This is a genomic window from Lunatibacter salilacus (assembly GCF_009797935.1).
GTDB classification, from domain to species: Bacteria; Bacteroidota; Bacteroidia; order Cytophagales; family Cyclobacteriaceae; genus Lunatibacter; species Lunatibacter salilacus.
This window is the reverse complement of sequence record NZ_VOLC01000005.1, coordinates 160958-175027: the sequence shown is the minus strand read 5'-3', so window position 1 is coordinate 175027 and position 14070 is coordinate 160958. Positions and strand designations below refer to the sequence as shown.

At 43.3% G+C, this 14070-nt stretch carries 10 protein-coding genes; 7 read left to right on the top strand and 3 right to left on the bottom strand.

What is annotated here, in order from left to right:
• Positions 1 to 161: 161 nt before the first annotated feature.
• The 4 genes from FQ608_RS08920 to FQ608_RS08905 all read left to right on the top strand — a co-directional run bounded on the left by FQ608_RS08920 (position 162) and on the right by FQ608_RS08905 (position 4337).
• A complete protein-coding gene (locus tag FQ608_RS08920) occupies positions 162 to 1535 on the top strand; it encodes a GntP family permease (protein ID WP_158857602.1) in 1374 nt (457 codons plus the stop codon).
• Positions 1536 to 1571: 36 nt separating this feature from the next.
• Positions 1572 to 2540, top strand: a complete 969-nt coding sequence (gene denD, locus FQ608_RS08915; RefSeq protein ID WP_158857600.1) for a D-erythronate dehydrogenase — start codon at positions 1572 to 1574, stop codon at positions 2538 to 2540.
• Positions 2541 to 2551: 11 nt separating this feature from the next.
• Positions 2552 to 3304: an SDR family oxidoreductase gene (locus FQ608_RS08910; RefSeq protein ID WP_158857598.1), complete on the top strand. Its 753-nt coding sequence runs from the start codon at positions 2552 to 2554 to the stop codon at positions 3302 to 3304.
• 115 nt (positions 3305 to 3419) lie between these two features.
• Complete coding sequence (locus tag FQ608_RS08905) at positions 3420 to 4337, top strand: endonuclease I family protein (RefSeq protein ID WP_158857596.1); 918 nt, start codon at positions 3420 to 3422, stop codon at positions 4335 to 4337.
• Positions 4338 to 4368: 31 nt separating this feature from the next.
• On the opposite strand, the gene egtD is transcribed toward FQ608_RS08905, so the two are convergent.
• From egtD to FQ608_RS08890, 3 genes are all read right to left on the bottom strand, one after another.
• Positions 4369 to 5316 carry an L-histidine N(alpha)-methyltransferase gene (egtD, locus tag FQ608_RS08900; protein ID WP_158857594.1) on the bottom strand — a complete coding sequence of 316 codons (948 nt, stop codon included), beginning with the start codon at positions 5314 to 5316 and terminating at the stop codon, positions 4369 to 4371.
• Complete coding sequence (gene egtB, locus FQ608_RS08895; protein WP_158857592.1) at positions 5316 to 6470, bottom strand: ergothioneine biosynthesis protein EgtB; 1155 nt, start codon at positions 6468 to 6470, stop codon at positions 5316 to 5318. Before egtB ends, egtD begins: the two co-directional genes overlap by 1 nt.
• An 83-nt stretch (positions 6471 to 6553) precedes the next feature.
• Positions 6554 to 6835 carry a DUF427 domain-containing protein gene (locus tag FQ608_RS08890; protein ID WP_158857590.1) on the bottom strand — a complete coding sequence of 94 codons (282 nt, stop codon included), beginning with the start codon at positions 6833 to 6835 and terminating at the stop codon, positions 6554 to 6556.
• A 485-nt stretch (positions 6836 to 7320) separates the two neighbouring features.
• On the opposite strand from FQ608_RS08890, the gene FQ608_RS08885 reads away from it, so the two are divergent.
• From FQ608_RS08885 to FQ608_RS08875, 3 genes are all read left to right on the top strand, one after another.
• The gene (locus FQ608_RS08885) at positions 7321 to 10488 is read left to right on the top strand and encodes a SusC/RagA family TonB-linked outer membrane protein (protein ID WP_158857588.1); all 3168 of its coding nucleotides are present in this window, start codon (positions 7321 to 7323) and stop codon (positions 10486 to 10488) included.
• Between the two features lie 19 nt (positions 10489 to 10507).
• Positions 10508 to 12079, top strand: a complete 1572-nt coding sequence (locus tag FQ608_RS08880; RefSeq protein WP_158857586.1) for a RagB/SusD family nutrient uptake outer membrane protein — start codon at positions 10508 to 10510, stop codon at positions 12077 to 12079.
• A gap of 86 nt (positions 12080 to 12165) precedes the next feature.
• The gene (locus FQ608_RS08875; RefSeq protein ID WP_158857584.1) at positions 12166 to 14070 is read left to right on the top strand and encodes an FG-GAP-like repeat-containing protein; all 1905 of its coding nucleotides are present in this window, start codon (positions 12166 to 12168) and stop codon (positions 14068 to 14070) included.

The window sequence follows — 14070 nt, the reverse complement described above, 5'->3', positions numbered from 1 at the left end:
TGGCACATAGATTTCGAATATTGGGGAAGTGCCTGATTCTATGGTTTAATTCCCACATTCTCCTCCAACTTTTATACCGGGCTTTTCATTTTCCATTGTAAAATGGATTAAGAAATACTATCTTGGTTTTTAAACCTAAGATAAACGACCCATCCCACAATATGGAAGCACTCTACCGTTCGGATTTTTGGCCTTTTTTGGTACTTATATTGAGTGTTTTGGTTGTAGTTTTGATGATTAGCCGTTGGCGCTTTCATCCATTTATTGCCCTGATTCTAGCCGCGATTTTTGTGGGTTTTCTTTCAATCGACTTGCCTTCCCCATCCTCCCAACACTGGATGGTAGCGGCAGTAGAACTTCCCATGGTGGAATTTGGCATTATGGCTGGAAAGATTGCCTGGGTAATCGCATTGGCGGCAGTGATTGGTACCGCTATGATGGAAAGTGGAGCGGCAAGCCAGATCGTACATTGGTTGTTGAAAAATCTAGGTGAAAAGCAGGCAGCGGTGGCCCTTATTATCAGTGGGTTTATCTTATCTATTCCGGTGTTTTTGGATACTGTTTTCTTTTTGCTGATTCCTTTGGGCATTACCCTAGCCAGAAAGACAGGTAGGGATTATTTGCTTTATGTCCTGGCGATTGGAGGAGGTGCCGTAATCACACATAGTATAGTGCCGCCTACTCCCGGACCGTTAATCATGGCGGAGACATTGCAGATTGATTTGGGAGTTGTGATACTGGCAGGATTGGCGGTAGGCCTGCTTCCTGCAGCCTGCGTGTACTGGATAGCAAATTGGATGAATAAAAAAATAGACATACCAGTTCGAATGCCAGCGGAAATGCCTGATTCGAATCAAGTCCTGCCTTCACTATTCTTTTCTCTTCTGCCTATTGCTCTCCCCCTTTTGCTGATTGGATCCGCCTCTGTGTATCAAGGAATGACAGGTGCGGTTCCCGGTTGGGTAGCCTTTCTGGGTAACAAAAATATAGCTATGGCACTTGGGACAGCCGTGGCTTTATACCTTTGGGCAAAGGCCAAAAATCTGGATAGGACAAATCTGTGGTTGGAGATCGGAAAACCTTTGGAAATAGGGGGGATAATTATATTGATAACAAGCGCTGGCGGGGCATATGGTGCCATGATACAGCACAGCGGCATAGCTAACGCCATTGATTCCATATCGGGGAATTTTCAGTTGAATTATATCCTCATGGCATGGGTAATTTCCGCAGTGATGAAAACGGCACAGGGTTCTGGAACCGTGGCGATGATATCTGCAGCAGCTATTATGGCTGCGTTGGTTGGGCCTGAATATGCGCTTCCTTACCATCCGGTTTATTTATTGTTAGCCATGGGATTTGGGTCGGTTTTCATTTCATGGATGAACGATAGTGCCTTTTGGGTGGTAGTCCGCATGAGTGGATTTACAGAGAAGGAGGGACTGAAGACATGGACAGTTTTATTAGCTGCCTTATCCATAATAGGACTGGTTCAGGTATTGGTCTTGGCATCGCTCTTTCCATTGGTAGGATAATTTGGGATTGAAGTAATAACTTAAAAATAAATAGATATGCATGTAGTAGTAATAGGGGGTGGAGGTTTTATAGGCAAACGCTTGTCGGAAGAGTTGCTGGCTAAAGGTGGCCTCAAGCAAGGTCAAATAACCCGTATGACCATTATGGACAAGACGTTTCCGCCCGATATGCCGACTGACCCCAGGGTGGAGTGCCTGCCGGTGGATTTTAGCGATGCCCAAGTGATGAGGAAAGTGCTGGAACAAGGTCCGCAGGTTATTTTTCATTTAGCCGCCATCGTCAGTGGTGAAGCGGAAAAGAATTTTGACTTGGGGATGAAGGTGAACTTTCAGGCCTCGCTACAGTTGTTGGAGATGTGTCGGGAATTGTCGATTAAACCACGCATTGTTTTCGCCAGTTCTTGCGGAGTCTTTGGCGGCGACGTCACCCAAGTGATCACGGATGAGACGGATCCCAAGCCGCGCAGCTCCTATGGAACACAAAAAGTTTTGGTGGAATTGTTAATTAATGATTTTAGCCGACGTGGATTTGTGGATGGCCGTAGCATCCGGCTTCCTACCATCACCGTGCGTCCCGGAAAACCCAATGCCGCCACTTCATCCTTTATCAGCGGGATAATCAGGGAACCGCTTAACGGACAGTTGTCTACCTATCCCGTACCTCCGGCTACCGCATTTTGGGTATTGTCTCCTAAGCGGGTGGTGGAGAATTTTATCCATGCCGCCAATATCGGGGCATCCGAACTGGGGAATGACAGAACAATTACGCTGCCCGGCCTGACTGTGTCAGTACAGGAAATGCTAGACAGCTTGGCAAAAATCGCAGGACCCACCGTAACCAAAAGGGTATCCTACGTGCCCGATGCCTTTTTGGAGAGTATCGTTCTCACTTGGCCGGCCAAAATAGATCCCAAACGAAGTCTTCAATTGGGATTTGTGCGGGACAGTGGAATGGATGAAATCATCCAACAATATGTGGACGAGCAGGGTATTTCGTTAACTTAATAATTGAGATTATGCCAAACCAACAAAAAATTGCGCTCGTCACAGGTGCCGGATCAGGTATTGGCCGGGCGGTAGCGATTGCGCTGGATCAGGATGGCTGGTCTGTCGTACTTGCAGGTAGAAGGGAAGAAACACTCCAGGAAACCGCCAAACATTGTATTTACAATCGTGCGCTGCCTATTCCTACCGATATTTCAGATCCATCGAGCGTTTGTGAATTATTTACTCAAATCAAAGAAACCTTTGGTCGCTTAGATCTCCTGTTTAATAATGCCGGGACCAACGCCAAAATTATGCCTTTGGAAGATTTGCCATTGGAAGCTTGGAAGCAGGTATTTGACACTAATGTGACGGGGGCTTTCCTGTGTACGCAGGAGGCATTTAAGCTGATGAAATACCAGGATCCAAGTGGTGGACGAATAATAAACAATGGATCCATATCCGCCCATGTCCCCCGGCCCTTCGCCGCTCCCTATACGGCGAGTAAGCACGCTGTCACAGGACTTACCAAGGCTACATCCCTAGAAGGACGACCCTTTAATATAGCTTGTGGCCAAATCGATATTGGCAATGCCAGCAGTGCCATGACCCAAAGAATAGAGACAGGGACGCCTCAGGCAGACGGTTCCCTAAAAGTGGAGGCTACCATGACCGTGGAGGATGTAGGTCGGACAGTAGTATTTATGGCCAGCTTGCCGTTGGATACCAATGTGCCTTTTCTAACCGTGATGGCGAATGGGATGCCATATATGGGGAGGGGGTAGAGAGAGTTATGGGTTATGAGTGATGAGTTATGAGTTGTCAACCCATAACTCAAAACCCATAACCCATAACCTAGATATCGTTTAAGAATTAAATTTTTTACCTTTGCAAAATATTATGAGGAGAGAGAATTCGCTGCACGGCCAGCAAATGAAAAGGATCGTACTTTTTATTGCATTTTTTTCACTTCCGATCGGATTGTTTCAAACCTGCACTGTAAGAAGGATATTCCCACATGATTCCGAATCAACGCAGGAAGCGGAGTCTGTTGATTTGGATCTAGAAGTGTATTACAACCTGCCGGATACCCTAGTCGGGGAAGCTCTAAAGCTTGCCCTCCACCGGATTATCCGAAACCATACCGTTTATACCTACGATCAGCTTTGGGATATCCTTCCTGATACGGATCAGGATCCTTCTAATCCAGACCAGCTCATATTGCTGTATTCTCTTCGATCCCAATCGGTGGCGCATCGCGACCGAGGCACCCGGTATGACTACGAGTCAAACGGATATACCCTTATAGATTCGTGGAACCGGGAGCATGTTTGGCCCAAATCCCACGGATTTCCCAACCTGAAGGATACAGCCTATACGGATTTGCACCACCTTCGTCCAGGTGACCGATCGGTGAATTCTGCTCGAAATACCCGCTCCTTTGATGAAGCCGATTTTGTCTATTTTGATAACGGAGGAACAGTAGAAACCGAAAACCGATCATCCAAGGAATTTTGGGTATGGGAACCCTCTGATGAGGTTAAAGGAGATATCGCCCGCATGTTGTTCTATATGGCTGTGCGGTATGAGGGTCCCGGGTACGATTTGGAGTTGGTTGATTCCATTGTTCCAAGACAGAACAAACTGCCTCTCCTAGGCAAACTTTCCACCTTACTGGAATGGCACAGGCGGGATCCGGTAAACAGTTGGGAAAAGAGGCGAAATGAGGTAATTTTCAACAATTACCAAGGCAATCGCAATCCTTTTATCGATAATCCGGAGTGGGTAGAGCTGATTTGGGTAGAGACTAATGAATAGTTTCAAAATTACCCTATTTCCACCTCCGGAGTTATATCGCTTCCCCAAGAGCTAGTGCGTACCAGTTGTTTGTGTCATAAAAAATTTTTTTAAATTTAAATCCTGCGGTCTCCATAAGCTGCTTTAATTCATCCGAGCCGTATTTTTTGGAAATTTCTGTATGAATGACCTCGTATCTGTCAAAGGGGAAGGTTTTGCCGTTTATGTTTACTTCCTGCTCTTTAAGGCTTACCAAAAAACTCTGAGCAAGGCCATCCAAGGGGTTGTACGTGGCATAATGATCAAAGCCTTTTAAATTAAAATCCCCATCCAATTCCGTATTTATTCTTTCCAAGAGATTCATGTTGAATTTCTTCGTCAGTCCTCCCGGATCGCTGTAGGCCCTAAGAATTTGACTTGGATTCTTTTTCAGATCGGAGGCAAGCAGAAAGTGGTCGCCCGGATCCATACATTCCTTTACGAATTTCAAAAAATCTATTGCTTCCTGCGGTCTAAAATTCCCGATATTACTTCCAAGAAATAAGATTAACTTCGGTTCTTCTGCTTTTGGGAACTCCTTTAGAGTTTGGTGATAGTCTCCGACAATAGGAGTCACTGCAAGCTTAGGCAGTTGATTGGCCAGGGTTTTCTGGTTGAATTTTAAAATGTCTGCTGAAATATCCATGGGGAAATAATGGATGTTTTTGCCGGCCACCATAAATTTCTCAAGAATGATACTTGTTTTTGTGCCATCCCCAGCCCCCAATTCCAACACTTGGATAGAATCGGATTTTAACAGTGCGGCAATATTTTCCGATTCATTTTCCAAAATTGACTTCTCGCAGGCAGGAAGGTAATATTCTTCCATATCCATAATCTGCTGGAAGATCTCTGACCCTTTTTGGTCATAAAAGTATTTCGAAGATATCCGTTTGGATTTAGCCTGCAATCCGCTAATCACATCTTTCAAAAAGGTAGTTTGCTCTAGTATCTCACTCATTATTTTGCCAGTCTAATCCCTGAAAAAACCCATCGGGATGAAGGGTTGAAGAAATTTCTGTAGGTGCTTCTACTATGACCCTCGGGCGTTGCTATTGAGCTTCCCCGCAGTACGTGTTGATTCACCATGAATTTGCCATTGTATTCCCCCAGCGCGCCTGGAGCTTTCGAGAACCCTGGATAGGGAAGATACGCACTGTTTGTCCATTCCCACAACTGACCCGCCATCACCCGGTCTGAAGCGACTTCCCGTTCAAATTCAGTGGGAAGTCTAGCTCCTGCCCATTCTGCGTAGGCCATGGCCTCATACAGGCTAATGTGCTGCACCGGAAGATCGGGGTTGACCGGTTGAAATCCGCTGAGGTTGTAGGACCACCATTCACCGTCCACCTTATGCCAATATAGCGGAGCTTGGATATTGGTGGACTGGATAAATTCCCAACCATCAGAAAGCCAAAGGTTAAAATCAGCATATCCTCCATCAGAAATGAATGTCATATATTCTCCGTTGGTAACCAATCGGTTAGCTATTTGAAAGGCGTCAAGATAGACTTGGTGCTGCCTACATTCATTGTCATAGCAAAAGGTATCCCCGGAGGCACCGATTGTGTATATTCCTTTGGAAAGGTCTTCATTAACTAATTTATCGGACGTTGCTGACAATTCAAACCGATCACCATATATAGGAAAAGTAGGTTGGTTTCCCAAAATAAATTTGATGTCATACACCAGAAGTTCCTGATGCTGCTCCTCGTGGTTGATCCCAAGTTCGATTATTTTGCGAACTTTTTCCCCAGGATCTTGATCCACCAATTTAAGTAGGTTATCGGTTACATAGGCTCTATAGGCCATTACTTCTCTGACTGGAGGGCGACTCATCAATCCGCGGTTTGGACGCAAAACCCTTTTTCCTGCGTTGTTGTAGTAGCTGTTAAACAGGTAGGCAAAATCTTCGTGAAAAAGACTATATCCATTTAGATACGGAACCAAGACAAAGGCTTCAAAAAACCAAGTGGTATGTCCCAGGTGCCATTTTGGGGGGGAAACATCCGGTATAGGTTGGGGAATATAATCCTCAATTTCCAAAGGCAAACAAATATTTTCAGAGTTGATTCTAGTATTGTTGATTTTGTTTATCAATTGCTGATCGGGCATAGGTTTTACGAGATAATACGTCCAGAAATTTTCGTTAATAGTAAGTATGTCGCTTAATTTGTTGAAATGTGGGGAAAAATGGATTATTCTTCAATTTTAACCCCTTTCCAAAACGCAATATGGCCTTTTATTTCAGAGGCTTCTGCTTTTGGGTCTGCGTAGTACCAAGCAGCATCTTTATTTGTTTTGCCATCCACTTCGATGTTATAATAGGAGGCTACGCCTTTCCAAGGACAGGTGCTGTTAGAAGGGGATGCTTTAAAATATTCTGTTTTTATGCTGTCAGAAGGAAAGTAATGATTCCCTTCCAATTTAACTGTTTTTTGGCTTTCAGCAATTATGGTATTGTTCCAGGTAGCTTTCATGGAGAGGATTTTTAATGGGTGTGATTATAGATTTTTTTTAAAAAAAGGCCCTTAATTATCCTATATCAAATTGCCTTTAAAATATATAAACAATCTTCATGCCTACATACAAGTTAAAAACTCAGTACTAGACGATATTGTTCGACCTTGAATCGCATGGATAGGATAGAATAATGAAGCCGTATTTGGTGGACTATATTTTTACCGTTCATATACTTTTGAGGAAGAATCATCGGCGTTAAAGCTATTAAGAGGTAAAAAGGTAACCAATAAAAAAAAAACAATAAAATTTTTCATTTTAAATTTAATTAAATAGATTGTGTAACCGAACCTATTAAGTCCATCCCTAGATCATTTCGAAGCATGTCTAATTTGTTTTGACACAATTGACTAACATATTAATTAGATAAACAAAAGTGATCCCTAAAGGAGCTTATATTTCTTCACAGTGATACAATTATCCACCTTAATTAACGATGCCCAATATGATGAAAAATGTACCACTCCCCAACGGGGCTTTGGCTGTATTTCTGCTTTCAATGATCGTTTTTATTGGGAGCATTTACCCGACTTCTGCCCAGGAGAACTCCAGACTCAGGCATAGTTTTCCTGAAGTATCTATTCAAAGCCCTCATTTTGCGTCCACAAAGGCTATTTTAAATGAGGTAAAGCCTGTTCTTTTTGATGTAACCATTACCGGGAAGGTTGTGGACAGTAATGGAGTCCCAATTCCAGGAGCTACTGTATCTGTTCCTGGTTCTACGCTAGGTACAGCCACGGATATTGATGGGAATTATTCCATTACTGTTCCAGAAGGATCTAGGTTAGTATTTTCATTTATCGGGTATGAAAGTAGGACTGTAGAAGTCGGTAATCAACAAGTAATCAATGTGACGCTGGAGGACAGTGCTCAGGCACTGGACGAAGTTGTTGTAGTCGGGTATGGAACCCAAAAGAAGTCGAACCTTACCGGATCTGTAGCAACGGTAGGTACCAGAGATATTGAAAACCGACCAATTACAAGTGCGGCTACTGCGCTACAGGGAACCGTTTCGGGTGTTCACATTAATCAAAATTCCGGGCAAGCAGGAAGAGACGGGGTTACAGTAAATATTCGGGGTATCGGAACACTTAACAATTCTTCTCCACTTATTCTGGTAGACGGTATCGAAGCTCCTTTAAATAATATCAATCCAGACGATATCGAAACGGTTACCGTACTAAAGGATGCTGCTTCGGCAGCCATATATGGGTCCAGGGCTGCCAATGGTGTTGTGTTGGTGACAACCAAACGGGGAGCCGCTAAAGGAGAAAAAACGACTTTTAACTACAATGGGTTTGCGGGGACGTCTGAAGCTATTCGTCTTCCGGAAATGGTGACAAGTTCTGTCCAGTTTGCCGAGCTATGGAATGAGGGTGCCACCAATTTTGGCAATCCTGTCAGGTTTTCAGAACAAGAAATCAACGGATTCAGAGATAGGAACATCAATACGGATTGGATAGACGTTGTATTCAGAAGAGGAATGATGCAACAGCATAATTTCAGCGCCTCCGGTGGAACGCAGAAAACAAATTTCCGATACTCAGTAGGGTATCTTGATCAGGATGGGACTATCCCAAACTCAAACTTTAAACGGTTCAATACACGCTTGAACCTGGATACCTATGTCAATGACAAACTCAGGGTTGGCACCAGTATTTCACTTACACGAGGCGATATGGTTTCTCCGGGAGGAACGGTGCTGGGCGACGGAAACGTAGCCGGTTTGGCGATTCAAGGACTGCCTTTTAATACCCCGTACGACGATCAGGGACGTTTTGCCTCTCCATTGGGTCTGGCAGGAAGAGCTAATCCCATGGCGGTAGCAGCATCCAGAGAATTTAGGGAATTAGACCATCATATTTTAGGGAACACATATATTAATTATGAGATTATCCAAGGATTGAACGTAAGAGGTACTGCGGCAATAAACTACCGAACCATCAATCAGTCTTCTTTCAACAATATGATTGAGCATTTTGATATTGTAACAGGAGTGCCCATTCAGATGGCTCCTTTGAGGGGAAGAAACCGTTATAACAGTCAAGCCTTGAATGTTACAACCTGGCTACAGGCTTCTTACGACAAAAGCTTCGGGTTACACAACTTTGGTAGTTTAATAGGATTTAATCAGGAAGAGCACAACAGTGATGATTTTCAAACCTTCAGGGCTGGCCAAATATCCAATGCGGTTCAAACGCTTTCCTCGGGAGATGCGTCTACATCTACCAATGCTGAGGGCGGAACCACTTGGGCACTTCAATCTTATTTCGGACGATTGAATTACAATTACAATGAGAAGTACCTGTTCGAGGCTAATTTGAGGTACGACGGCACTTCTAGATTTGCTACCAATAAGTGGGGAGCTTTTCCCTCTTTTTCAGCTGGCTGGGCTATCTCTGAAGAAGATTTTATGCAGGGATTTGGAGGTGTTGACTTTCTTAAAATAAGGGCTTCGTGGGGAATGTTGGGTAATCAGAACATTGGTGATTTCCGGTTTGCAAGAAATTTATCACTCAACCAAGCATACTCTTTCGGCGGCACACTAGTTCCTGGAGCAGCCGTTACTGATTTGGGAAATCCCAACCTTTCCTGGGAGGCCACTAGCATGGTTAACTTAGGAATTGACTTGGCACTTTTCGAGTCCAAAATTACCATGGAGGCCGAGTATTTTATCCGTAATACGACGGGAATATTGTATGACTTGCCCTCGGAAATTACAACAGGATTTAATTCTCAAATCTCCAATGCCGCAGAAGTTAAAAATGAAGGATGGGAATTGAATCTTAATTACAACGAAACTTTTGGGGAGGTGCGGATTTCCTTCGGCGGAAACGTTACGAACGTTAAAAGTACGGTAATGGAACTGAATCCAAACATTCCCAATGATATTGACAGGGCAATCCAAGGGCGTATGATCATTCAGCCCGGATCTCCGATCAACAGCTATTTCGGATATCAGTCTCTAGGTTTATTTCGGACACAGGAGGAATTTAATTCGGCTCCAAACCACTCTCTCTTGGATCCAAATTACGGAGTCGGAGATGTACGGTTAGCGGATATTAGTGGTCCAGATGGAATCCCTGATGGCCTTATTGACCAAAATGATCGGGTAGTCATGGGCTGGCAAAACCCCGAATGGCTATTTGGATTTAATGGAAGGGTATCTTACAAAGGCGTGGATGTTTTTGCATTATTTCAGGGTGCAGGCGGTTACCATGGATATTCTAGTGAGGAACTTGCGGCTCCATTTTTTAATACGGCAGGCTTGGTGGGGTTATGGGAGGACCGATGGACACCCGAAAATCCTGATGCTTCTATGCCAAGAATATTTGTATCCAATGGACCTAGCAACAGTACTACAAACTCCTTTTGGCTATATGACAGGACATTTTTGCGCTTAAAAAATCTGCAAATTGGTTATACAGTCCCCCCAAATTTACTTCAGTCTTCCGTTGTTCAAAATGTCAGGGTTTTTGTTAATGGAAGTAATCTATTTACGTGGACGGAATTCCCTTACCTAGATCCGGAAAGGCCTCCAGGAGCCGACCGTGGAACAAACTCCTATCCGAATTTACGGGTGTTTACGGGTGGGTTAAACATTAACTTTTGAACGTATAAAGATTAGAAACATGAAAAAGAGACTATACAAATTCAGCGTTCTTCTACTGCTTGTCTTAGTCATAGATGGTTGTAACGATGATGTATTATATAAAGATCCGGTTGGTTTTGCCTCTGCTGAAGGGTTTTTCCAAACAGAAAGTGATTTAATTATCGGGATAAATGGGGTTTATTCTATATTTCAGGGTTCCATCTGGGGGGGCGCCTTTGTTCATATACACCCTCATTTTGATGCGGCCACCGATAATGCAGTGCTCTGCTGTGACTGGGAACATGGGTTTACGGCTATTGCTCGCGGAACAATGAGCCCTACATCCGGAGGGATGGTAAATTGGAAATACAATTTCGGGTATCAGGGATTGGCGAGAATTAATAACATGTTGGATATCATCAATTCCAATACAATTCAAAATTTATCCGAGGAGAATGCCAACAAATGGAGAGCCGAGTTACGCTTTCTGAGGGCATTTATTTATACCGATATGGTGACACTCTATGGAGGTGTTCCAATCGTTACCACCGTAATATCGAATGAAGAAGCACAACAACTTACCAGGAACTCCAAAGAGGAGGTATTGGCACTGATTTTAGAAGATCTGAATTTTGCGGCAACACACCTGGACTATACTCCTAATAATGGGCAGTTTGGCAGACCTACAAAGCAAGCCACCCTAGCCTTAAAGGGTAAAGTTTTATTATACAATAACCGTTGGGCAGAAGCTGCCGCCACCTTTCGTGAAATAATAGATGCAGAAGGAGCTGATATTCAGTTGGATGAAGATTACGAAAGTTTATTTAGAGGTACTAATGAACAGAGTAAAGAAATCTTTTTCAGCATTCAATATCTAACTGATGCAGGTGGAGAGGGCAGCTTTCTCCAGGTTCACTATGCGCCTTCAAATTTGAATATTGGAGGAGGATGGGGATCTTTTACCTATACCAGAAATTTGGTTGACGATTATTACATGACGGACGGTCTCCCTATCAGTCAGTCACCTTTGTATGATGCCGATAATTTCTTGGAAAATAGAGATCCTAGATTAAGATGGTCCTTCTTTTTCCCAGGTGATATCTTTCGGGATATTGAACTTGAATACCCCATAAATTTTCTGGTTAACGGCTCTGCAGTGACTAACCCCGCAGCCCTGCCTATGGCAAGTCGAAAATGGGTTTCAGAGACAGGAAATACAGGAGAAAGCAATAGTCCGGTAGACTTGGTGCTGATTCGATATGCTGATGTATTACTGATGTATGCGGAAGCACAGAACGAAGCGGTAGGGCCAGATGCTTCTGTATATGAAGCAGTCAATAAAATTAGATCTAGGGCAAATATGCCTGATTTTCCCCAAGGTTTGGATCAAGGGGCAATGAGGGATCAGATTAGGCATGAACGTCGGATTGAATTTGTTTTGGAGGGGTCACGATACTTTGACCTGCTTAGATGGAGGACAGCAGAACAAGTGATCCCCTCTCTCCCAACACTAGAAAACAGACAATTTGATCCGTCCAGAAATTACCTATGGCCGATTCCCCAATTTGCCATGGACGGGTTTTCCGATTTGGAGCAAAATCCAGGATATTAAACTAGAGGGGTGCTATGAAACAAATTTTCCATAGCACCCCCTTAATGCTAAAGACGTAACATCCCGCAAGATAGCCCGTCACCTCTATGAGAAGGATTGCCTTCATCGTTATATTCATATTTGCGTGTATAACCTCATTTTCCCAAAGTCGGTTTGCTGATGTTACCGAGACGGCAGGAATAGATCATTATTTTCAAGTCTTTCAGGGTATTTTCGGAGGAGGAGCTGCGGTATTGGATTTCGACAATGATGGGTGGGAAGACGTTTTTATCACGGGTGGAGCAGGAAAGGATGCATTATATAAAAATAACGGAGACGGCACATTCTCCAATGTTATTGATGAAGCTGGTTTTTCGGGGTTGGAAAATATCGTAACTCAAGGGGTAGTATGTGCAGATGTAAATAGAGATGGAAGAATAGATATTTTTATTACAACTATAGCCAAAGTTGAAGGGGACAAATTTACCGCATCCGCCAATTTTTTATTTATTAATGACGGGAATGGGAAATTCACAGATAGAACAAGAAGCTATGGTTTGGATCAACTTTCCTTTTCTACGGGTGCAGCGTTCGGGGATTTAAACGGGGATGGGTATCCGGATTTATATGTCAGTAATTTTTTCAACAGGTTTGATGGTCGGTTTGATGAATACATAGGGGCGATTCCCGAAGGTGACCGGGCACCAGCACATGATTTGTTGTACATCAATTCAGGAGGTAACTTTATTGAAGTAAGTGAGAGTTATGGACTGACACATACAGGGTTTGGTTTCGGGGGAGTATTCACGGATTATGATAATGACGGCGACATGGACCTGATTATTATTAACGATTTTGGCTATATGGCTACTCCCAATCTATTGTATCGGAATGAGTTCCCCCAATCTACATTTACAGATGTAAGCAAATTATCAGGATTTGACTTGGGGATCAATGCCATGGGGGTAGGTATCGGTGATTACGATATGGATGGGTATATGGACTACTTTATATCCAACATTTCCTCCAGTCCTTTTCTCATTAATCCAGGGAAGAATAATGCTCCTTTCGATAACAGAACAAGGCAGTTGGGAACCTCCTACCCGCTGATTTATACTGCGGAGGGAGAGATGGTTTCTACAATCAGCTGGGGGACCAATTTTTTTGACTACGACAATGATATGGATTTGGATCTTTTTATTGCCAACGGCAGTCTTAACCCCAGCATCGTACCGAACCCTAACCTTTTGTTGGAAAACATGAATCGACAGTTTGTTTTAAATGGACCATCATCAGGGATTTATGACGAATCGATAGGCAGAGGGTCGGTTACCTTTGATTTTGATAATGATGGTTACTTAGATCTACTTGTGGTCAACCAAAGCCCATATCAAGAATTAAATTCGGAGGGAGATATGAAGGGAGTAAGACTTTACCGTAACCTAGGAGGTGATAAAAACTGGTTAAAAGTAAAATTATCAGGTGAAGCTGCGGATAAAAATGGGATTGGATCACGGATAGAAGTTTATGTGGGTGGAAACAAATTAATTCGCGAAATTGACGGTGGATCTAGTCATTTGTCTCAAAACAGTACCATTGCGCATTTTGGCTTAGAGAAATTTGCTAAAGTAGATTCCCTTATCGTCCGCTGGATTGGAGGAACGGACCAGATACTTTATGATCTAGAGGTAAATCAGTTGATTGAAATTAAACAGGGTGTTATTACAGGGTTGACACGGAATTTCCCCATTACATCCAAGGTACTAGTATACCCCAATCCGGTTACCCAAACCTTGTCTGTTGATATTGGAGAAATAAATAAAAATAATGGGGCTACTCTCGAAATATACACCCAAACAGGTCAGGTAATTTATCGCCTTCAATCGACTGACCATTTAGGTAGGAAGGGACCCATTCAATGGCAAATCCCATCATCAATGCCTTCGGGAATCTACTTTATTAGAATTAAAACCCGGACAGAAGTTATAACTAAGAAGTTTGTAAAAAATTAG